Source organism: Altererythrobacter chaiwopuensis, from assembly GCF_054957735.1.
Map to the genome: position 1 here is coordinate 893,518 of NZ_JBTXJF010000001.1, position 19,428 is coordinate 912,945.

General features: G+C 62.5%; 22 protein-coding genes and 1 tRNA gene. 13 read left to right on the plus strand and 10 right to left on the minus strand.

Going from position 1 to position 19,428, the window contains the following annotated elements; genetic code table 11:
• Positions 1-7: 7 nt before the first annotated feature.
• Entirely contained in the window at positions 8-886 is an 879-nt protein-coding gene (locus ACX3VQ_RS04400; protein WP_462579722.1) for an LOG family protein, read from the minus strand.
• Between the two features lie 139 nt (positions 887-1,025).
• On the opposite strand from ACX3VQ_RS04400, the gene ACX3VQ_RS04405 reads away from it, so the two are divergent.
• Both ACX3VQ_RS04405 and ACX3VQ_RS04410 read left to right on the plus strand, forming a co-directional pair.
• Positions 1,026-2,099 carry a phosphotransferase family protein gene (locus ACX3VQ_RS04405; RefSeq protein ID WP_462579723.1) on the plus strand — a complete coding sequence of 358 codons (1,074 nt, stop codon included), beginning with the start codon at positions 1,026-1,028 and terminating at the stop codon, positions 2,097-2,099.
• Between the two features lie 4 nt (positions 2,100-2,103).
• Positions 2,104-3,195 (plus strand): hypothetical protein, encoded by a 1,092-nt coding sequence (locus tag ACX3VQ_RS04410; RefSeq protein ID WP_462579724.1) that lies wholly within the window; start codon positions 2,104-2,106, stop codon positions 3,193-3,195.
• Between the two features lie 47 nt (positions 3,196-3,242).
• On the opposite strand, the gene ACX3VQ_RS04415 is transcribed toward ACX3VQ_RS04410, so the two are convergent.
• Positions 3,243-3,316, minus strand: a tRNA-Gln gene (locus ACX3VQ_RS04415).
• 171 nt (positions 3,317-3,487) lie between these two features.
• Here ACX3VQ_RS04415 and ACX3VQ_RS04420 point away from each other — a divergent pair.
• Entirely contained in the window at positions 3,488-4,756 is a 1,269-nt protein-coding gene (locus tag ACX3VQ_RS04420; protein WP_462579725.1) for a Ppx/GppA phosphatase family protein, read from the plus strand.
• Positions 4,753-5,421: an RlmE family RNA methyltransferase gene (locus ACX3VQ_RS04425; RefSeq protein ID WP_462579726.1), complete on the plus strand. Its 669-nt coding sequence runs from the start codon at positions 4,753-4,755 to the stop codon at positions 5,419-5,421. Before ACX3VQ_RS04420 ends, ACX3VQ_RS04425 begins: the two co-directional genes overlap by 4 nt.
• A 78-nt stretch (positions 5,422-5,499) precedes the next feature.
• On the opposite strand, the gene ACX3VQ_RS04430 is transcribed toward ACX3VQ_RS04425, so the two are convergent.
• Entirely contained in the window at positions 5,500-6,132 is a 633-nt protein-coding gene (locus ACX3VQ_RS04430) for a c-type cytochrome (protein ID WP_462579728.1), read from the minus strand.
• A 151-nt stretch (positions 6,133-6,283) separates the two neighbouring features.
• Here ACX3VQ_RS04430 and ACX3VQ_RS04435 point away from each other — a divergent pair, with 151 nt between their 5' ends.
• The 8 genes from ACX3VQ_RS04435 (at position 6,284) to bla (ending at position 14,401) form a co-directional block, all read left to right on the plus strand.
• Positions 6,284-7,177 (plus strand): prephenate dehydratase, encoded by an 894-nt coding sequence (locus ACX3VQ_RS04435; protein WP_462579729.1) that lies wholly within the window; start codon positions 6,284-6,286, stop codon positions 7,175-7,177.
• Between the two features lie 79 nt (positions 7,178-7,256).
• Entirely contained in the window at positions 7,257-7,922 is a 666-nt protein-coding gene (locus ACX3VQ_RS04440; RefSeq protein WP_462579730.1) for a hypothetical protein, read from the plus strand.
• The gene (locus ACX3VQ_RS04445; protein ID WP_462579732.1) at positions 7,919-9,178 is read left to right on the plus strand and encodes a DUF4350 domain-containing protein; all 1,260 of its coding nucleotides are present in this window, start codon (positions 7,919-7,921) and stop codon (positions 9,176-9,178) included. Before ACX3VQ_RS04440 ends, ACX3VQ_RS04445 begins: the two co-directional genes overlap by 4 nt.
• A gap of 29 nt (positions 9,179-9,207) precedes the next feature.
• Entirely contained in the window at positions 9,208-10,164 is a 957-nt protein-coding gene (locus tag ACX3VQ_RS04450) for an AAA family ATPase (RefSeq protein ID WP_462580687.1), read from the plus strand.
• 4 nt (positions 10,165-10,168) lie between these two features.
• The gene (locus tag ACX3VQ_RS04455) at positions 10,169-11,503 is read left to right on the plus strand and encodes a DUF58 domain-containing protein (protein ID WP_462579733.1); all 1,335 of its coding nucleotides are present in this window, start codon (positions 10,169-10,171) and stop codon (positions 11,501-11,503) included.
• The gene (locus tag ACX3VQ_RS04460; RefSeq protein WP_462579734.1) at positions 11,500-12,567 is read left to right on the plus strand and encodes a stage II sporulation protein M; all 1,068 of its coding nucleotides are present in this window, start codon (positions 11,500-11,502) and stop codon (positions 12,565-12,567) included. Before ACX3VQ_RS04455 ends, ACX3VQ_RS04460 begins: the two co-directional genes overlap by 4 nt.
• Entirely contained in the window at positions 12,564-13,487 is a 924-nt protein-coding gene (locus ACX3VQ_RS04465) for an RDD family protein (protein ID WP_462579735.1), read from the plus strand. The genes ACX3VQ_RS04460 and ACX3VQ_RS04465 overlap by 4 nt, the downstream gene beginning before the upstream one ends.
• On the plus strand, positions 13,484-14,401 hold the full coding sequence (gene bla / locus ACX3VQ_RS04470) for a class A beta-lactamase (RefSeq protein ID WP_462579737.1): 918 nt from the start codon (positions 13,484-13,486) through the stop codon (positions 14,399-14,401). Before ACX3VQ_RS04465 ends, bla begins: the two co-directional genes overlap by 4 nt.
• An 8-nt stretch (positions 14,402-14,409) precedes the next feature.
• On the opposite strand, the gene ACX3VQ_RS04475 is transcribed toward bla, so the two are convergent.
• From ACX3VQ_RS04475 to ACX3VQ_RS04505, 7 genes are all read right to left on the minus strand, one after another.
• Entirely contained in the window at positions 14,410-15,111 is a 702-nt protein-coding gene (locus tag ACX3VQ_RS04475; RefSeq protein WP_462571314.1) for a murein L,D-transpeptidase catalytic domain-containing protein, read from the minus strand.
• A 72-nt stretch (positions 15,112-15,183) separates the two neighbouring features.
• A complete protein-coding gene (locus tag ACX3VQ_RS04480) occupies positions 15,184-15,726 on the minus strand; it encodes a manganese efflux pump MntP (protein ID WP_462579739.1) in 543 nt (180 codons plus the stop codon).
• A gap of 18 nt (positions 15,727-15,744) precedes the next feature.
• Positions 15,745-16,893, minus strand: a complete 1,149-nt coding sequence (gene ispG, locus ACX3VQ_RS04485; protein WP_462571312.1) for a flavodoxin/ferredoxin-dependent (E)-4-hydroxy-3-methylbut-2-enyl-diphosphate synthase — start codon at positions 16,891-16,893, stop codon at positions 15,745-15,747.
• A 76-nt stretch (positions 16,894-16,969) separates the two neighbouring features.
• Positions 16,970-17,611 (minus strand): NrsF family protein, encoded by a 642-nt coding sequence (locus tag ACX3VQ_RS04490; protein WP_462579740.1) that lies wholly within the window; start codon positions 17,609-17,611, stop codon positions 16,970-16,972.
• A 5-nt stretch (positions 17,612-17,616) separates the two neighbouring features.
• Positions 17,617-18,144: a sigma-70 family RNA polymerase sigma factor gene (locus ACX3VQ_RS04495; protein WP_462571310.1), complete on the minus strand. Its 528-nt coding sequence runs from the start codon at positions 18,142-18,144 to the stop codon at positions 17,617-17,619.
• Positions 18,141-18,605, minus strand: a complete 465-nt coding sequence (locus ACX3VQ_RS04500) for a DoxX family protein (RefSeq protein WP_462579742.1) — start codon at positions 18,603-18,605, stop codon at positions 18,141-18,143. Before ACX3VQ_RS04500 ends, ACX3VQ_RS04495 begins: the two co-directional genes overlap by 4 nt.
• Positions 18,606-18,637: 32 nt before the next feature.
• Complete coding sequence (locus ACX3VQ_RS04505) at positions 18,638-18,922, minus strand: BufA1 family periplasmic bufferin-type metallophore (RefSeq protein WP_462579744.1); 285 nt, start codon at positions 18,920-18,922, stop codon at positions 18,638-18,640.
• Between the two features lie 199 nt (positions 18,923-19,121).
• On the opposite strand from ACX3VQ_RS04505, the gene bufA2 reads away from it, so the two are divergent.
• Positions 19,122-19,409 (plus strand): BufA2 family periplasmic bufferin-type metallophore, encoded by a 288-nt coding sequence (gene bufA2, locus ACX3VQ_RS04510; protein WP_462571306.1) that lies wholly within the window; start codon positions 19,122-19,124, stop codon positions 19,407-19,409.
• Positions 19,410-19,428: the final 19 nt, after the last annotated feature.

Sequence of the window (19,428 nt, forward strand, 5' to 3'; positions counted from 1 at the left end):
CCCCGAATCAACATTCCAGATCGTAGAATTCGGAAATGTGGCACCAGGCCTCATCTGCGCTCTCGCACCAATGAAACAGGTCCAGGTCTTCGCGGTTGATCGTGCCTTCCTCTACCAGAGCGTCGAAATTGATCACCCGGCTCCAGAACTCCTTGCCGAACAGCAGCACAGGAATCGGCTTCATCTTGCCAGTTTGAATCAGTGTAAGCAGCTCGAGGAATTCATCGAGCGTTCCAAATCCGCCGGGAAACACCGCCACCGCGCGCGCTCGCAGCAGGAAGTGCATCTTGCGCAGCGCGAAATAGTGGAACTGGAAGCTGAGGCTGGGTGTGACATAGGTATTGGGATATTGTTCGTGCGGCAGCGAAATATTGAGCCCGATCGATTCGGCCCCTGCTTCGCTGGCCCCGCGATTTGCGGCCTCCATGATTGAAGGGCCACCGCCTGAGCAGATCACGAATTGCCGCTTGCCATTCTCGATAATCGCCAGCTCGCTCACCTGCCGCGCCAGCTTGTAGGCTTCGGTGTAGTATTTCGCCTTGTCGGCCAGCTTCTGCGCGATCGGCTTGCGCACTTCATCCGCCTCTTCAACCAGCCTATCGGCTTCCTCGGGCGAAGGTATGCGCGCCGAACCATACATCACCAGGGTTGAACCGACACCGGCCTCTTCCAGCAACATCTCCGGCTTGAGCAGCTCAAGCTGGAAACGTACCGGGCGCAATTCATCGCGCAGCAGGAACTCGCCATCGGCAAATGCCAGCCGGTAGGTTGGATGGCGGGTTTGCGGCGTGCCGGGATCTTCTGTGTGATCGCGGAAGGGGGCTTCCTGTTCTGCATGGTAGAACTTATGGTCCACCAGCTCGTGTTCTTTGTTTTTCTTGTCCATGCTTATTGGCCTAAGGCGTGCCACCCATGTCCGCAAGCGAAGATCGGCAGGCGGCCTGCAACCTATTGCGAAAACCTCAAAAAGTAGCGTTGCTCACCCCAATGACGCTACATAAGGTCGGGGCCGAGGGAGAATGAGCATGGTGGGATTCCCGTCGCATCCCGGTGAGGTGACAACCGAATGGCTGACCGCACAATTGCGCGATGCCGGAGTGGTTTCAGGCGGTGCGGTAACGGGGCTTCGCTGGGAGCCGATCGGCACCGGGCAAGTGGGAGACAGTGCGCGCTTCCACCTCAGCTACGATGGCTCAGCAAGCGGGCCGGCCAGCGTTGCAGGCAAATTTCCAGCCGAAAACCCCACCAGCCGCGGCACGGCGGCCATGCTGGGCCTTTATACCAGGGAAGTACGCTTTTACCGCGAAGTCGCGCCGCAGCTCGATGTGCGCGTGCCGGCCACCTATTGCGCCGAAGTAAGCGAGGATGGAGGAGCCTTCATCCTCCTGTTCGAAGACCTGGCGCCGCAGCGCGGGGGCAACCAGCTTGCCGGATGCAGCGTGGAGGATGCCCGCCATGCGATCATGCAGGCGGCCGGCATCCATGCGCCATCGTGGAACAATCCGGCAATCCTTGAGCTGGGCTGGCTGCAACCGGATCCGAATGCCACTGCCCAGGTTCGCACGCTATATCCGCAGGCACAGGCTTTGTTTGCCGAGCGTTATGCCGATACGCTGGAACCCGAGTTCATGGCGCTGTGCGAAGCGCTCGCTGCCAGCGACGCCTGGCTATCGCGCGAACATACGCGCATTGGCCTGGTGCACGGAGATTTCCGGCTCGACAACATGCTGTTCGGGATTGGCGCAGGCGCTGAGCCGATCGCCGTGCTTGACTGGCAGACAGTTGGCATCGGCAATCCGCTGACCGACATCGGCTATTTCCTCGGCTGCGGAATCGGCGACGAATTGCGCCGGAAGCACGAGTGTGAGTTGCTCGATCTCTATTGTGCCGAGATGACCCGTCGCGGGGTGAAGCTGACACGCGAGGATATCTGGCGCGACTATGTGATTGGCGCTCTGCATGGTGTATCGACGGCGGTGTTCAGTGCCGCATTTGTCGAACGCACCGAGCGCGGTGATGCCAATTTCCTGTCGATGGCGCGCGGTGCCTGTGCATTGGCGCTCGAACATGACAGCATGCGGCTGCTTGAGGAAGGATAAGACAATGGCGCTGAGCAAAGGTGATGACTTTCCGTTGCACCAGACCCCGGAACCGGTCGCCTATTCGGGAACGGATCGCAATTTCTACGACCGTTATTTCTTCAATGGCTACACCCCCGATGGCAGCGGCTTCTTCGCGCTGGCATTTGGCGTCTATCCCCACCTCGATGTGGCAGACGCGCACTTCAGCTTCGTCCGCGGCGGCACCCAATATTGCCTTCACGCCAGCTGTGAACTTGGCGTGGAGCGCATGTCAATGCGCGTTGGCCCGATCGCGATCGAGGTGATCGAGCCGCTGCAACGCCTCAAGGTGACGATTGACGAAACCCATGGGATCGCGGGCGAGTTCACCTTCACCGGGCGAGCTTTCCCGATTGAGGAGCCGCGTTTCACCCACCGCATCGGCCCACGCGCTTTCATGGACTATACCCGCATGACGCAGAACGGGCATTACGAGGGATGGATTTCGCTCGACGGTGCGCGCGAGGACATGGCGCCCGGCACAATGGGCACGCGCGACCGCAGTTGGGGCATAAGGCCGGTGGGCGCGCGCGACATGCAACCCATGCCCGGCGCCCCGATCCCCAGCTTCTTCTGGCAATGGACGCCAATCAATTTTGCAGGTGGCAGCCTGTTCTTCCACGTCAATAATGACGCACATGGCGAAGCCTGGAATACTCGCGCAGCCTGGGCGGGCGATGGTGCGAGCGCGGGCGAGATTGCCGAAGGGGTCGGGTCGATGCGCACCCGGCTCGCGCCCGGCACGCGCTGGCCGGGTGGCGGCACCCTGTCGCTGGCGGTCAGGGGGGCGCCCGAACAGATTACGTTCGAACCGCTCACACGCTTCCAGATGAAGGGGCTGGGCTATACCCACCCCGAATGGGGTCACGGCATGCATCACGGCCCGCTGAGGGTCGAACGTGAGGATATCGATCTTGCCGGGCTCGATCCGCTCGCTCCTGAAAACCTGCATGTGCAGATCTTAACCAGGGCGAACACGCCTGATGACCAGGGGATCGGCGTATTCGAACAGCTGATCATCGGCCCATTCAGCCCGCTGGGGCTCAAAGGCGTTAACGACGCGCAACCGGACTAGGCGGGCAAAACGGCCCGCCCATCAATGCACAGCCGGATCGAAAGGTTTGGATGCCCCGTGAGGATTCGAACCTCAATTGACGGAGTCAGAGTCCGTAGTCTTACCATTAGACGACGGGGCAATCGCCCCTCCGGCCCGAATTGACCGGTTGAGAGCGCAGGGCATCTAGTTTCCGCCAGCGCTCAGGTCAAGGCCCAGCCTGTGTGCGCGCTTGCCCAGCGCGCGTCCACACGCTAGCTAAGGGGCAGGTCCCCGTGCGCTACATGCGGCGGGAGGAAAGAAAGTATTTAATATGGCGGATTCTTCTCCGCCGGACGGAAAAAACAGGGCAGGCCCAAAAAGGGGCGGTAAGTCCGGCAAGGTAGCCGATTTTCGCTACAAGCGCCCCGCCAAGCCCAAGGATAAACGCCCCCCGCGCGGGGCCAATGCGCGCGGCATGGTAGCAGCGAAGCCTGCGAATAGCGATCTCGCTGAAAATCGTGCGAATCGAGGCCAGCCCAAGAAGCCGTTCAACATATCAGGCCCGCGCCCGGGGCAGGCCTATGCGGCAATCGACCTTGGCACCAACAACTGCCGCCTGCTGATCGCCCGTCCTTCGGGAGACGGCTTTACCGTAATCGACGCCTTCAGCCGTGTGGTGAAGCTGGGTGAAGGTTTGGCCAAAGCCGGCAAGCTCAGCGATGCAGCGATGGACCGCACCTTGCAGGCACTCACCGTGTGTGCTGAGAAGCTGCGCCGCCGCAATGTCCATCTGGCACGCTCGGTCGCCACTGAAGCCTGCCGCCGCGCCGCCAACGGAGCCGATTTTATCGCCCGCGTGCGCGAGGAAACCGGCATCGCGCTAGACATCATCAGCGCAGAAGAGGAAGCGCGCCTGGCGGTGCTCGGCTGCCAGATCCTGCTCGAACCTGGCACCGGGCCTGCAATCATATTCGACATCGGCGGGGGCTCGACCGAACTGGTGCTGCTCGAACAGGGCGGCGGTGTGCCCGAAATGCGTGATTGGCTGAGCGTGCCATGGGGCGTGGTTTCGCTTACCGACACCGTTGGCAAGGTCGAGGGCGATCCGCATGAACGCGCCGCACGCTATGCCGAAATGCGCCGCGTTGTGCGCGACAGCTTTGCCGATTTTGCCGAGCGTATCGCGCCTGCTGCAAAGGCGAAAAAGCTGCGCCTGCTGGGCACCAGCGGAACGGTGACCACACTGGCCAGCCTGCATCTCAAGCTGCCGCAATACGATCGCAATGCGGTTGATGGGTTGATCGTGCCCGCTCAATCCATGCGCGGAATTACAGCCCAACTGTCCGCGCTCTCTCCGCAGGAACGCAGCGAAGTTCCCTGCATCGGGCGCGACCGTGCCGAACTGGTGGTGGCTGGTTGCGCCATCCTGGATTCGATCCTCGACATCTGGCCCGCTACCCGCCTGGGCGTGGCCGATCGCGGAATCCGCGAAGGCATATTGCGCAGCCTGATGGCGCGTGAACTGGCTCACCCGCATCCACTGCATGAGAACCGTCCGGCATGGCCCGCACGCGATCCTTCGCTGAATCGTGCCAAATGAGCCGCTCCGGTCGCAATCCTGACAAGCGGGTCAAGAGCGCCCGCGGGCGCACCGCATCATCGACCCGCTGGCTTGAGCGCCAGCTCAACGATCCTTATGTCAAACAGGCCAAGGCAGAAGGCTATCGCAGTCGCGCAGCCTACAAGCTGATCGAGCTGGACGAGAAATTCAGCCTGATCCGCGGCGCCAAGCGCATTGTCGACCTGGGCATTGCGCCAGGCGGCTGGAGCCAGGTGGTGCGCAAGCTAGCTCCGAAAGCCACGGTGGTGGGGATCGACCTGCTGCCGACCGAACCGATCGAAGGCGTGACCATCTTCGAGATGGATTTCATGGACGATGGCGCCCCTGCCGCGCTGGAAGAGGCGCTTGGCGGCAAGGCCGATCTGATCCTGTCGGACATGGCGGCGAACACCGTTGGCCACAAGCAGACCGATCATTTGCGCACCATGGGGCTGGTCGAGGCAGGCGCCTGGTTTGCAGTCGAGAATCTTGCCCAAGGCGGCGCCTTCGTGGCGAAGGTGCTGGCCGGAGGCACCGATGACGAGCTGCTGAGGCTGCTCAAATCACACTTCAAATCGGTGAAGCATGCCAAGCCGCCCGCAAGCCGCAAGGGCTCATCCGAATGGTATGTGGTGGCACAGAGCTTCAAGGGCCACCGCGACTAGCGGCCTGCTGCAATAAAAAGGGGCCGCGCGATCAGATCGCACAGCCCCGAAATTCATGTTGCATGCGCTGGCGACAGCTCAGGCTTCGGCTTCCGTTCCCTCTGCGGGGGCTTCTTCAGCCGCTGCTTCGCCTTCTCCCTCGGCAGCAGCCTCCTCGGCAGGCGCCTCTTCCGCTACGACAGGTTCGGGCCTTGCGGGGGCACCGCCCATGCTTTCCATATAGACCATGACCGCGGCGCGATCTTCGGGCTTGGGCAGGCCGGCGAAGCTCATCTTGGTTCCGTCTGCGAAACCACGCGGGTTGGTGAGCCAGGCATCCATGTTTTCCCAGGTCCAGTTGCCACCATGGCCGGAGAGCGCCGGGCTGTAGGCGAAACCGGCGACATGCTGGCCGATCCCGGTTCCCATCACACCCCAGAGGTTGGGGCCGATACCGTTCGCCCCGCCCTGCTCGATCGTGTGGCAGGCTGCGCATTTGGCAAAGACCTTGGCCCCGGCTTCAGGCGTCGCAGCTGCAATCAGCGTGCCAAGATCCGGCGCTGCCTCTGCGCCCGCGCCTTCTGCCTCAACGCCTTCGATCTGGTAGCCAATTTTTTCAGGCCGCTCAGGCTTGTCCGCGTGGAAATACTTGCCACTGAGGACCGACAGGCCCAGCGCGATGATACCGGCGAAAAGCACCCAGCCGGCGGCAGTGTTGAAACGATCGTCCATGATGAAAGCAGATCCGCGAAATATCCCTGGTGAATTCGCCCGCCGCTCTAGTCGGCAGCGCACGGCTTAGCAAGACCGATCAAGGCACTATCTGTTGCAAGCCGCGCAATTGGCTTGCAGCAGGGGTTTACGGGCGATAGTCGCCTTGGCCATGCACAGTTTTCCTGCCCCGGCCCTTGCGATGGTCCAGACGATGCGCGAATCGGCGCAGGCCGCGCCAGAGCGCGCAATCGCGTTCCAGGGCTCGCCCGGGGCCAATTCGCACCGCGCCGCGAAAGAGGCTTGTCCGGAATATCTGCCGCTGCCCTGTTTCAGTTTCGAGGACGCGCTCGACACAGTGAAAGCGGGCAAGGCGGGCTGCGCGATCATCCCGATCGAGAATTCGCAGCATGGGCGCGTGGCTGATATCCACTTCCTGCTGCCCGAAAGCGGGCTGAAGATCGTGGGTGAATATTTCATGCCGATCGATCACGCGCTGATGGGCTTGGGCAAAGGGCCGTTCACCGCCGCCTACAGTCACCCGCAGGCGCTGGGCCAATCGCGCAAGTTCCTGCGTGAGCGCGGGATCGTGCCGATGAGCTATGCCGATACGGCAGGCGCCGCTGCCTTTGTTGCCGAAAAGGGAGATCCTTCGCTGGCAGCGATTTCGCCACCGATAGCTGCCGAGCTTTACGGGCTGGAAATCGCCGAACAGCATGTGCAGGATTCGCCAGACAATATGACGCGCTTCGTGATCTGCGCGCGCGAGGCGCTCGATCCCGCCACGCTTAGCGGCGAAGATACGATCACCACCTTCGTGTTCGAAGTGAAGAACATCCCTGCCGCGCTGTATAAGGCGATGGGCGGTTTCGCTACCAATGGCGTCAACATGACCAAGCTGGAAAGCTATCAGACCGGCACCAGTTTCTCAGCCACCATGTTCTATGCTGACATCATCGGTGCCCCTGGCGATCCAGCCGTTGACCGCGCGCTGGAAGAGCTCGCTTTCCACAGCAAGGAGCTGACCATTCTGGGGACTTACCGTCAGGCGCGCAAGCGGGGTTAAGCCCATGCCTGATAACACTTAAACAGCTTTTCAGGGAGCCGCTTGCGCCGCGCCCGCCTGCGTGCCACCAATGGAGTTCATGGCGGTTGCAGCAAATCAGGTTTCAACGGGTGGCGCAGCGCTCGCAGGCTGGGAAGAATTGCGCGCCGACCCTGCGATCCAGTTCGAACCGGTCAACCTGCCCGAACAGGCACCGCGCGAACCCGGCATGTTGCAGCGTTTTTTCGAATGGCTGGGCAATCTGATCGGGGATTCGCTGGGCGGCGCGCTGGGCAATGTCTGGCCAATGCTGCGCTGGGCTCTGCTGGCGATCATGATCGCGGCACTGTTGTTTGTCCTCTGGCGTATTTTCGATCCGCTTGCCCGCCGCAAACGTGTCTCCTCTCAGGATGCGGCAGAATCAGAATGGCGCCCTGACCAGAGTGCGGCTATCGCCTTGCTGGAAGATGCCGATCGGTTGGCATCGGAAGGCCGCTATGACGAGGCGACCCACTTGTTGCTGCTGCGCAGCGTGAACCAGATCGCCACTGCTCGGCCCGACTGGGTTCCACCATCCTCGACCGCGCGCGAACTGGCGCACCTGCCGACGCTGCCCGATGCTGCGCGGCACGCTTTCCAGACCATTTCGGAACGGGTCGAGCGCAGCCTGTTTGCGCTGCGCTCGCTCGAACAGGAAGACTGGGACGCCGCCCGAGAAGCCTATGCCGAGTTCGCGCATGTCCGGCTTGAAGGCATCACCGCATGAGCCAGCCGGGCACCTCACCCTTTTCGCCGCGCGCGGTGCTGGCTATCGTGCTTACCGGTGCGCTGTCGTTCCTCGCTCTGGTCTATTTCATCGGCGCGGGCGATACGGGCAACCGGAATGGCGATGGCGGCGCGCACGCCGCGTCCAAGGGACTCAACGGCTATGCCGGGCTGGTGCAGCTGCTCGAGGCGCAAGGCTATGCAGTAACGCAGTCGCGCAGCCCGGCTGCCTTCGAAACCTATGACTTGCTCGTGCTGACGCCGCCGATGAACGCCGATGCCGAGGAAATCGGCCAGATCCTGGATCAGCGGCGCGATCTGGGACCAACGATTGTGATCCTGCCCAAATGGGGCGTGACAGGTTTCAGGGGCAGGCTGCGCGAGCAGCTGGAAGGCAAGATCAGGGATGGCTGGGTGCGGCTGGTGTTTTCCAGCGCGCCAGAATGGGCCGGAGATTTGCCCGCGCCCTTCGCGGTGGAATTGAAGGAGGAACAACTCGATGGCGGCAAGCGAGCAGGTTGGAGCGGTTTCGACCTCACCGGCAGCCTGCCTGCAAGCGCGGTGATCTATGCCCAACCCAGCAAACTACACGAGGCCTGGGTAGCTGATGATGCCGGCCATTCGCTTGCGCATCTTGTGCTGGGCGAACAGGACAGCGACTATTACGCCGAGGCGCAATGGGTCGTCTTCGTGACCGAGCCCGATTTGATGAACAATTACGGGCTGGCCGATCCCCGGCGCGCGGCGCTGGCGCTCGCGCTGGTGCGCGAGGCCGGATATGATGATGATATGTCTGTCACCTTCGATCTCACGCTCAACGGGCTGGGATCGGCGCAAAACCTGCTGACGCTCGCTTTCCGCCCGCCTTTCCTGGCCGCGACACTGTGCCTGATCGTGGCTTTGTTCGTAGTTGGCTGGCGCGCTTTTCAGCGCTTCGGGCCGGCGCGGGCCGAAGCGCTGGCCGATGCTTTCGGCAAGAGCCGCCTGGTCACCAGCGGCGCACGGCTGGTGCTGCGCGCGCGGCGCCTGAGGCTGCTGACCGCGCCCTATGCCGACCTGACAGCGAGGCGGCTGGCACGCCGCCTGGGATTGATGCATGCGACCCCTGAGGCAATCGATGTGGCGCTGAAGCGCACCCTGCCGGAAGAGGAACCGTTTTCATCGCGTGCTGAGGCCCTGCGGCACGCGCGCAAACCATCTGAAATTCTCGGTGCGGCCGAGCATTTGCACGAGCTTGAAAGGAAATTGACCAGATGAGCGATGCATCCCGGACCCGGCTTGGCCCGATGCAGCCTGAGGAACTGCGCGATCTTGCGAATTCGATCAGGCGCGAAGTGAGCAAGGTGATTATCGGCCAGAGTGGTCTGATCGATCACTTGCTGATCGCCATGGTCAGCCAGGGACACGTACTGCTTGAGGGGCCACCGGGCACTGCCAAAACGCTGCTGGCACAAAGCTTTGCCGCGACATTGGGGCTCGATTTCGGGCGCATCCAGTTCACCCCTGACCTGCTGCCGGGCGATATTCTGGGCTCCAACCTGTTCAACTTCCAGACCAGCCAGTTCACCCTTACCCGCGGGCCGATCTTCTGTGACCTGTTGCTAGCTGACGAGATCAACCGCACCCCGCCCAAAACCCAGGCTGCCTTGCTCGAAGCGATGCAGGAACGGCGCGTGACGCTGGACGGCGAAACCCATGCGCTGACCGATCACTTCATGGTGATCGCAACGCAGAACCCGATCGAGAACCAGGGTGTCTATCCCTTGCCCGAAGCCCAGCTTGACCGGTTCCTGTTCAAACTGCTGGTGCCCTATCCCGAAGCGGAAGAGGAAGCCGCGATCGTGGCGCGCTTTGGCCAGCATCAGGGGCCGCCGCGCCCTGCCGATCTGGGGGTGAGCGCGGTAGCCGATGCCAGCCAGCTCGCCCGGGTTGCCGGGGTGATCAAGCGGGTAACCGCGGCGCAGGAGGTGATCGATTATGTCGTGCGGCTGGTGCGCGCGACGCGCGAGCATGCCGAACTGGCAGTGGGTGCAAGCCCGCGCGCGGCGGTGCTGCTGGCCAATGCAGCACGGGCGCGGGCTGCGCTGGAAGGGCGCGATTATGTCATCCCCGATGACGTAAAGGCGCTGGCCGTGGCGACGCTGCGCCACCGGTTGAGCCTTAGCCCTGCAGCCGAAATCGAAGGACGCGAAGTCGAAGCGCTGGTGGCCGAACTGGTCGAGGCGACCGAGGCTCCGCGCTGATCCGATGCCGCTGGTGCTCCCCTTTGTGCCCACCGAGCGCGCGGCCTGGCTGGCCGCCGCGCTGGCGCCTGTGGCACTGGTGATAGCAGCGAGCACGCCCGGTGCCTGGGTGGTTGCGCCGATTGCGGCAGGGGCATTGCTGGTCCTGGTATTGCTCGACGGCTGGATGGCGGGCCGCCTTGTGGATTGGGATATTACAGTGCCCGCCGATACCGAAGTGGGCGAGCCGCTCGAGATGATTATCTCGGGAAGTTTTGCCAGCGCCGCCATGCCGCAGCGGATCGAGGCCGCGCTGGCGTTCGATCCCCGGCTCGGGGACGGCGGGCGCGCCGAGGTGCGCCTTGGACCCGGAGATGAAACGGGGAGTTTTGCCGGGGCCCATTCCGCGGTGCCGGTGCGGCGCGGCACCGGCAGGCTGTTCCGGGGCTGGATACGCTGGGTCGGGCCGCTCGGCCTTGGCGCACGCCAGACGCAGCGCGAACTCGACCAGGAAGTGCGCATCTGGCCCGATCTCAGTCCGGTGCGCAGCCGCGACCTGCAAACTTTCCTGCGCAATGCCCAGCATGGCCTGATCGCCCGCCGCCTGCGCGGCGAAGGCAGCCAGTTCGAAGCGCTGAGCGAATACCAACCCGGCATGGATCGGCGCTGGATCGACTGGAAGGCGAGCGCCCGGCACACCAGGCTCTATGCCCGCGAAAACGAAGCTGAACGCAACAACCAGATCGTCTTCGCCTTCGATTGCGGCCAGGCAATGTGCGAGCCGGTTGACGGCCTACCGCGCATCGATCGGGCGGTTTCAGCCGCGCTCACCTGCGCTTATGTCGCGCTCAAGGGCGGTGACCGGGTGGCGCTGTTCGGCTTTGCCCAGCGGCCGGGTCCGATGACCCCCTTCATCGCGGAGACCCGCGCGTTCCCGCGCTTGCAGCGCGCCGCTGCCAGTCTCGATTACCATTCCGCAGAGCCCAATTTCACGCTGGCCATGGCGCATCTGACCGGCAAGCTCAAACGTCGTTCGATGATCGTGCTGTTCTCCGACTTCACCGATCCCACCGCTGCCGAGCTGATGGTGGAGAGCCTGGGGCGGCTGGTGCGTCACCATCTGGTGCTGTTCGTGACCATCGCCGATAGCGAGATCGAGGCATTCGTCGAGGCTGCGCCTACCGATCTCACCACGTTGGCTCGCAGCGTTACCGCCGACACGCTGGCGCGCCAGCGCGCGCTGGTGCTCGAACGCTTGCGGCAGCTCGGCATTGACGTGATCGAAGCGCCGTGGCGCAAGATCGGCCCGCAACTGATCGATCGTTATTTCGAAGTGAAACGGCACGAGGCGATCGGATGAAGCCGCCAGGTATCGCCAAATGGTTCGCTCCAGGCGAAATCGAGGCACCGCCCGACGCGGCCAGCGCAGCGCTGCGTTCGGACCGCTTCCGGCTCGAGCGCGAAACCGATTGGCGGCGACTCGAAGAAATCGTTGCGCGGATGGAGAAGGGCTCGATCCGGCGGGTGAACGATGCCGACTTGCTGGCTCTGCCGACTCTCTATCGCACCGCCGCCTCAAGCCTGGCCGTGGCGCGCGAGACTTCTCTCGACGCGGCAACTCTGGGTTATCTCAAGGCGCTGGTGCAACGCGCCTGGTTCCAGGTCTATGGCCCGCAAACCGGGTTGTGGGGCTGGCTGCGCGGGTTCCTGAAGGGCGGGTGGAGCCGCGCGGTGCGCGAAATCTGGCTCGACCTGTGTATTGCGCTGGCGGTGATGGTAGCGGGCGGCGTGGTCGGTTGGCTGCTGGTCGCGCGCGATAGCGAGTGGTTCTACGCGCTGGTACCGGGCGCAATGGCGGGCGGGCGCGTGCCAGGGGCCAGCCGCGAGCAATTGCTCGATACTTTGGCCACCGAAAACGGCGCCGACGGGCTTTCGATTTTTGCCGCCTCGCTATTCAGCAACAATGCGGGCGTGGCGATCCTGGCCTTCGCATTGGGTTTTGCCTTTGGTATCCCCTCTCTGATGCTGCTGCTGCACAACATGGCCCTGATGGGCGCAATGCTGTGGGTATTCGCGAGCCAGGACCTGACTTTCAACTTCCTCGCCTGGCTGAGCGTGCACGGCACGACCGAGCTGTTCGCGATCCTGCTGGCGGGAGCCGCCGGCCTGCACATCGGTCGGTCGATGGCCTTTCCGGGTGAGCGTTCAGTGCTTGTTGCCGCGCAGGAAAGCGGGCGCCGCGCCGCAGTGGTGATGGTCGGCGTCGTGCTGATGATGGTTGTCGCTGCCTTCCTCGAAGCCTTCCCGCGGCAGCTCCTCGCAGCGAGCACGGACCGCTTGCTCATCGGCGCCACAATGCTGGCACTGTGGCTGGCCTATTTCTTCGCTTATCGCCCGCGCGGCACGGGACAGAGCGAAGCATGAACAGTCATCGCACCGGCTTTGTACCGGCCACGCTGGCCAAGCGGCAGCGTTACATGCTGACGCCCGAAGGCATTGCCTTGCCGCTCACGATTGCTTCGCGCGGAGCGCGGGTGGGTGCGCTGGTGCTCGATTTCGTGATTATCGCAGCCGGGATGCTGGCCATTACCCTGGTGCTGTTCTGGACACTGGGCGACCTGATCGAACAGCTCATGGCTGGTATCGAAGATGAGATCGGCGGCGCGGCGGAACTGATCGGCGTGATCCTGATCCTGTTCAGCTTCCTGGCGCGCTATGGCTATTTCCTCGGCTTTGAACTGGGTCCGCGCGGGGCGACGCCGGGCAAGCGGATCGTAGGGATCAGGGTTGCCGCACGCGATGGCGGGCAGCTGAGAGCAGAAGCGGTGATCGCGCGCAACCTGCTGCGCGACATCGAGCTGTTCCTGCCGCTGGTGTTCCTGCAGGTCGCCCCCACTGGCGCCATGGGCAGCGCGGGGATCGCGGGCATGATATGGTTCCTTATCTTCATGGGTTTCCCCTTCTTCAACCGTGACGCCATGCGCGCGGGCGATATTATTGCGGGAACCTGGGTAGTGGAAACCCCGCGTGCGAATCTCGCGCAAACGCTTTCGACCCAGAGTGCTGCGGATGGCACCAGCCAGGTGACCGGCGCACGCTACAGCTTCGGCGAGGCCGAGCTTTCGGTCTATGGCGAGGAGGAATTGCAGACGCTCGAGCGCGTCTTGCGCGGTGGCGAGGAAAATGCTCTCGCTGCAGTCCATGCCGCGATTTGCCGCAAAATCGGCTGGGAGCCAGGGTCGGGTGACGAACGCGCTTTCCTTACGGCATTCTACGCCCAACTCAGGGCCAAGCTGGAAGGCGATATGCGCTTTGGCAAACGCAAAAGGGATAAATACTCATGACCCGGCTTTTCCCGATTTCCCGGCGTAGTGCGCTGGCTGGGCTTGCCTCGCTCGGTGCGGCGGCCTGCGTGCCGATCGATACCTCGCCGAGCGGCAGACTGGCGGCCCGCTTACGGATCATCGAGGCAGCGGCTGGCGGCACGCTGGGTGTGGCGCTGTATGAGAGCGGCAGCGGGCGAACGCTGGCCCATCGCGGAGATGAGCTGTTCGCACACTGCTCATCATTCAAGCTATCGCTCGCGGCCATGCTGCTCCATCACGACGAAGCTGGCAAGATCGAGGCGGGCGAGCATGTGCGCTGGTCCGCGCAGGAGCTGATGTCCGTTTCGCCCTTCACCAAACGCAGGCTGGAAGAAGGGGCCACGCTGCTCGAGCTTGCCAGGGCGACCCAGACCTTGGGCGACAACGCCGCGGCCAATATCCTGCTCAAGCGGCTGGGCGGACCCCAGGCCTTGACCGAATTCTGGCGCACGCTGGGCGATCCGGTCAGCCGGCTTGACCGCTACGAGCCTGATCTGAACCAAGTCCCCCCCGGTGAAGTGCGCGACACCACCAGCCCGCTGGCGATGGCGCGTACGCTGGAACAAATCCTGCATGGCGACGTGTTGAACCCCGCAAACGCCGCCTTGTTGATGCAGTGGATGAGCGAAACCCGCACCGGAGCGCGCCGCGTGCGGGCAAGCTTGCCGCAGGATTGGCAAAGCGGCGACAAGACCGGCACGTCGATTTGGCCCGGCGCGGACGCGATCTACGTCGACATCGGCTTTGCCCATGTGCCGGGCGGCGCGCGCTACACTTTTGCTACGTACTACCGTGCAGCACGAACACATAACGAGATGGACCCTGCTGCTGAGGCAGTGCTGGCGCAGGTCGGCGGTGTGCTGGCCGAATTTGCCCTATCCCGCGCTCAGTAGCCAGCGGCTCAATAGATCGCCGGATTGTAGCGCTGGCTTGCAAGTGGACGGACGGGTTGCAGCAATTCTATTTCATTGACAGCAAGCCTTTCGCCTTCATTGGCAAGGCCCAGGCTGTCAGCGAACAGCAACCGCCCGCCCGAAAGATTCATGAGCGCGATGCGGAACTGTTCCTCGCCCATGGCGAAGCAGCCGTTGGAACGGCCCAACCGTCCCCAGCGATCAATATGTTCCGGCTCGGCATAATTGGCGCGGTGCATCACGATCGCACGGCGAAAGGCTGCTTCATTGGTCGGATCGATCCCGCCCAGCCGGACTGAAGTGCCATAGCGCCCGACATACCATTCCCAGGTGACATAGGCGCCGCGGCTGGTCGCGTTCGAACCTTCAGTATTGGAATAACGCTTCAGGAAACCGTCATGCTCGGGGTCGGAGCCAGTGCCGTGGCTGACATGGTAGCTTTGCACTTCCTCGCGCTCGAGATTGACGAAGTGGAACCGGCGCTCGGCCGAATGGAGGCCGAAATCGGCAATACCCACAATGTCGCGTTTCCAGATCGCATCGCCAGCGCGGTCAAGCTCGCGCTTGGCCAATTCGAACAGTTCACGATCGCGGGCTGATCCCTTTTGCGGCATGGCAAAAGCGCGCGCAGGGACGGCAAGTGCCGCACCCGCAGCAAGTCCAGACTTGACGAGATCGCGCCTGTTCATCGCATCACACTATAGCGCAATTCTGGCTATCTGGTGAACAGACAATTTTTGCGCGGGTGAGAGCACGCATTTTCACACGATTCCGGTGTGCTCAACCAGGATCTTGCACCCCAGCGCAATCAGGATCACGCCGCCCGCAATCTCGGCAGTACGCCCGAAGCGGTCACCCGCGCGGCGACCCAGGACGACGCCGACCAGCGAAAGCGCGAAGGTCACAGCTGCGATCAGCGCGGCGGCGGGCAGCGGCGCGATATCCAGCGTGGGCAAGGTAATGCCCGCCGCCAGCGCGTCCACGCTGGTCGCAATGGAGGCCATGAACAACGCCGCGCCGGAAAGCTTCAAGGCTTCGTCCTGATGCTCGCCTGCAAAGATCATGCGCAGGCCGAGAAAGGCGAGCAGGGCAAAGGCGATCCAGTGATCCCAAGCCGCAACAAACTGCAAGGCAAAGGCGCCGATCACCCAGCCGATCAGCGGCATCACGCCCTGCGCTACGCCGAATGCAAGTGCGATTTGCACCGCGCCAAGTGCATGGGGGCGAAATCGTGCGCCTTGTGTCAGCGCCACAGCGAAAGCATCCATGGCCAGCGCAAGCGCCAGGATCAGGGCGGCGATCATTGCTGCCTTCTTGCCTGGCTATTCGGCGGCGACTGCATGCGCGGCATGAGGATCGAATGCCGCCGCTTCTCCCGCTTCGATCTCTGCCGCCTTGGCTTCCACCAGCGACACGATATGGTCGAGCATGTCCTCGCTCGCAACATGGTGGTCGGTAACTCCGCGCAGATAGACCATGTGCTTGCCCTTGCCGCCCCCGGTAAGGCCGATATCGGTTTCGCGCGCTTCTCCGGGGCCGTTGACCACGCAGCCGAGCACCGAAAGGCTCATCGGCGTTTTGATGTGTTCGAGCCGCTTTTCCAGCGCTTCCACTGTGCGGATCACATCGAAACCCTGGCGCGAACAGCTGGGGCAAGAGACCACCCGAACGCCGCGGGTCCGCAGCCCGAGCGATTTGAGAATTTCGAAACCGACCTTCACTTCCTGCTCCGGCTCCGCCGAAAGGCTGACCCGGATTGTATCTCCGATCCCGGCCCAAAGCAGCGATCCGATCCCGATCGAGCTTTTCACCGTGCCGCCGATCAGCCCGCCCGCTTCGGTAATACCCAGGTGCAACGGACAGTCGACCGTCTCAGCCAGGCCATGATAGGCCGCCACGGCCAGGAAAACGTCACTGGCCTTCACCGCCACCTTATATTCGTGGAAGTCATGGTCCTGCAGCAGCTTAATGTGATCGAGCGCGCTTTCGATCAGCGCTTCGGGGCAGGGCTCGCCATATTTCTCGAGCAGATCCTTCTCGAGACTGCCGGCATTGACGCCGATGCGGATGGCGCAGCCATTGGCCTTGGCCGCGCGGACGACTTCGGCAACGCGCTGCGACGAACCTATGTTGCCCGGGTTGATCCTGAGGCATGCCGCGCCTGCGTCTGCCGCCTCAAGCGCGCGCTTGTAATGGAAATGGATGTCCGCGACGATCGGTACCCGCGCCGCCCTGGTGATCTTGCTGAAAGCTGCGGTTGCCTCTTCGGTGGGGCAGGAAACGCGAATTATGTCCGCGCCCGCCTCCTCGCACCGGCGGATCTGGTCGATCGTCGCCACGGCATCTTCGGTGGGGGTATTGGTCATGGTCTGCACCGTAATCGGCGCATCGCCGCCTACAGGAACATTGCCGACCATGATCTGGCGGCTTTTGCGACGCATGATGTCGCGCCAAGGTCTGACTGAGGACATGGCGGGGATATAGCCATGCGCCGATGAAGGAGCAATGACGGGCTGCTCCCTTTCACGGAGCAGCCCCTGCCGATATCTACCAGCGGATGAGGCTGGGCACGGCCAGACGCCCGATCAGCGCCGCTACGGCAACCGGCGCGACGTGCCAGATGCCCATATGGGTCAGGCTGTCGATCGGGCAGGAAAGGCCATAGATCAACGTGCCCAATGCCCCTGCGGCGATCCCGGTAAACCAGCCAGCCGTTTCCAGTGATACTGGTGCCCCGCGCCTGAGCCAAAGGATCAGAGCGCCGCCGGTAAACAATGCCGATGCCAGCGATGCGACAAAGCAGTGAAGCGCCGAAAGATCGAACACTATCTCGCCTGTGCCGACGCGCGAAAACACACTGATCAGTGCCGCGAGCGGCAGCACGCCAAGCATCGCAGCCGCCCATTTGGGCGCATCGTGACGACTGCCCACGCCTGGCGAAGCCAGCGCGATGGCGGCACCGGCGCTTGCAAGCCCCAGCAGCAGGAGCAATCCATTGGTGATCCAGAAGAAAGGCGCAGCCTGGCCCTGGAACACTCGCGCGCCCAAGCCTTCGACCAGCATGACTGCGGCCAGCGTAACCACCGAAGCCGCCGCTACCAGTGCGGCCCCGTCACGCATCGCAAATGTGCGAACCGGCGCCAATTCCTTGGTCAGTCCGGAAATCAGATTATCGCGATACTTGTTCATCGCTCTTATGCTTTCTCAACGAGTGCGGACAATTTCTTGAGTCCGCGATGGATATTGACTTTGACCAGGCTTTCGCTCTGGCCAGTCTTTTGGGAGGCTTCGTGGATCGAAAGTCCTTCGATCTTGACCAGCTCGATTGCCTCGGCCTGGCTGGAAGGCAAGTGCACGAACAGCCGCTCCAGGCTGACCCGCGCTTCGATCACGTCCTCGTCACTGTCGACATAGGCGTCATTGTCTTCCAGCAGATCGCTTTCATGCTTGTAGACCTTGCGCAGATGATCGACCCAGCGATAGCGGGCGATCGCGGCCAGCCACGGCAGAAAGGGACGCGACCTATCATAAGTGTTGCGCTTTGCGTGCAGCGCCATCAGCACGTCCTGCACCAGATCGTCGAGCTGGTGGGGAGGAACGCGCCGACGGAAATAACGCTCCAACCACATTCCCGCCTCTGACAGCAGCACATTATAGGCAGGCTTGTCGCCTTTTTGTGCCGCCGCCATGAGGCGGGCGAGTGTGGCTTCGTCAGCTATCATTTTCCGCGCGCTTTGGCGATCAGGGCGTCAGCAGAGAACACCCCGCCACCGCGCACGATCAGGATAGCTGCCAAGGCTATTACGCCGATGGCCCAACCAAAGAAGTGCTCCGAGGTGGGGAAAACGAACACCTGGATGACCAGCGCCATAATCATCAGCGCCAGCGCCGAAAAACGCGTGGCGAGGCCGGCAACCAGCAATATGGGGAAAGCAAATTCCGCATAGGTTGCCATTGGCACGGCCAGATCGGTCGGCAGAGGAAGGCCCGAAAACTCCATCTCAAAGATCATGTATTGTACATCTTTGGTCTGGAGCCAGGTGCCTTCTTCCACCTTGGTCTGGTAGGATCGCCAGAAAATCCCGGCGAGCGCAACACGAGTGAAGAGCAGCGCCAGCCCCTCGACAAACGTACCGGAAGCGATTTTCACAAGGCGTTCGTAGATTGAGACCAGGCTGCTCATACTTCAACTCTCCTGTTCGGATACCGGCTTAATCAACGTTCGACAGGCGACAAGGAACCCTTGCCCTTGGGAGTCTCAATGCCGGTGCAGCTGCCCTTGGGCACCATCTTCCAGGCATTGCCCTGGTAATCGCGGGTCGAAGTTCCGGCGCAGCTCGTGCCCGGCCCGGCGGCGCAATCATTCTTGCCAGCCTTGGCAACGCCATAGCATTTTTCCATCGGCTGCTTCTGGGCCACTGCCGGAGTAGCGGCCAGGCCTGCGGCAACGCCGGCGGCAATCGCGAAACCTACGAAATTGGTGATTGATTTGGTCGTCATAATTCTTCTCCAGATATGCGAGTGTTGCAAGCGAACCTGCTGTTGAGGCCGCAACTATCGGCTGGTTCGGCGATTATTCGCATCTGGTTACAGCAAAAAAATCCAACCCCCAAGTAACCTCCCGCCTTCAATAAACGAACTCACTTGTATCCACACACGGACACCCCCGTTCCGGTCATGGTGGGAAATGGAGTGCTTGATGAAGATTGAAACCCGCAAAACCGCATTTGCAGCCCTTGCCGGCGCGATGGCGCTTTCCTCGGTCGCCGCTTTCGCTGCAGAGCCCCCCGCTGGCAGCAGCGGCGGCGCGCTAAACGCCGATGATGCGGTGCATTGTTATGGTGTGCATGCGTGCAAGGGCCAGGCTGACTGCGCTACCAGCGAAAATGCCTGCAAGGGCCAGAACGAATGCAAGGGCCACGGCTTCACGGAGATGAAGGCAGGCGAATGCCTGACGAAGGGCGGCACGATCGGCGATCTAGGCTGATCAGCTAGCCTCTCCGGCT

Coding starts and splice junctions, on each gene's coding strand:
- ACX3VQ_RS04460 (WP_462579734.1), top strand. CDS start 11,500: ATGAAGCCGCCAGGTATCGCCAAATGGTTCGCTCCAGGCGAAATCGAG.
- ACX3VQ_RS04430 (WP_462579728.1), bottom strand. CDS start 6,132: ATGGACGATCGTTTCAACACTGCCGCCGGCTGGGTGCTTTTCGCCGGT.
- ACX3VQ_RS04410 (WP_462579724.1), top strand. CDS start 2,104: ATGGCGCTGAGCAAAGGTGATGACTTTCCGTTGCACCAGACCCCGGAA.
- ACX3VQ_RS04440 (WP_462579730.1), top strand. CDS start 7,257: ATGGCGGTTGCAGCAAATCAGGTTTCAACGGGTGGCGCAGCGCTCGCA.
- ACX3VQ_RS04505 (WP_462579744.1), bottom strand. CDS start 18,922: ATGACGACCAAATCAATCACCAATTTCGTAGGTTTCGCGATTGCCGCC.
- ACX3VQ_RS04480 (WP_462579739.1), bottom strand. CDS start 15,726: ATGATCGCCGCCCTGATCCTGGCGCTTGCGCTGGCCATGGATGCTTTC.
- ACX3VQ_RS04500 (WP_462579742.1), bottom strand. CDS start 18,605: ATGAGCAGCCTGGTCTCAATCTACGAACGCCTTGTGAAAATCGCTTCC.
- ACX3VQ_RS04495 (WP_462571310.1), bottom strand. CDS start 18,144: ATGATAGCTGACGAAGCCACACTCGCCCGCCTCATGGCGGCGGCACAA.
- bufA2 (WP_462571306.1), top strand. CDS start 19,122: ATGAAGATTGAAACCCGCAAAACCGCATTTGCAGCCCTTGCCGGCGCG.
- ACX3VQ_RS04435 (WP_462579729.1), top strand. CDS start 6,284: ATGCACAGTTTTCCTGCCCCGGCCCTTGCGATGGTCCAGACGATGCGC.
- ispG (WP_462571312.1), bottom strand. CDS start 16,893: ATGTCCTCAGTCAGACCTTGGCGCGACATCATGCGTCGCAAAAGCCGC.
- ACX3VQ_RS04450 (WP_462580687.1), top strand. CDS start 9,208: ATGCAGCCTGAGGAACTGCGCGATCTTGCGAATTCGATCAGGCGCGAA.
- ACX3VQ_RS04455 (WP_462579733.1), top strand. CDS start 10,169: ATGCCGCTGGTGCTCCCCTTTGTGCCCACCGAGCGCGCGGCCTGGCTG.
- ACX3VQ_RS04465 (WP_462579735.1), top strand. CDS start 12,564: ATGAACAGTCATCGCACCGGCTTTGTACCGGCCACGCTGGCCAAGCGG.
- ACX3VQ_RS04425 (WP_462579726.1), top strand. CDS start 4,753: ATGAGCCGCTCCGGTCGCAATCCTGACAAGCGGGTCAAGAGCGCCCGC.
- bla (WP_462579737.1), top strand. CDS start 13,484: ATGACCCGGCTTTTCCCGATTTCCCGGCGTAGTGCGCTGGCTGGGCTT.
- ACX3VQ_RS04405 (WP_462579723.1), top strand. CDS start 1,026: ATGGTGGGATTCCCGTCGCATCCCGGTGAGGTGACAACCGAATGGCTG.
- ACX3VQ_RS04445 (WP_462579732.1), top strand. CDS start 7,919: ATGAGCCAGCCGGGCACCTCACCCTTTTCGCCGCGCGCGGTGCTGGCT.
- ACX3VQ_RS04420 (WP_462579725.1), top strand. CDS start 3,488: ATGGCGGATTCTTCTCCGCCGGACGGAAAAAACAGGGCAGGCCCAAAA.
- ACX3VQ_RS04490 (WP_462579740.1), bottom strand. CDS start 17,611: ATGAACAAGTATCGCGATAATCTGATTTCCGGACTGACCAAGGAATTG.
- ACX3VQ_RS04475 (WP_462571314.1), bottom strand. CDS start 15,111: ATGAACAGGCGCGATCTCGTCAAGTCTGGACTTGCTGCGGGTGCGGCA.
- ACX3VQ_RS04400 (WP_462579722.1), bottom strand. CDS start 886: ATGGACAAGAAAAACAAAGAACACGAGCTGGTGGACCATAAGTTCTAC.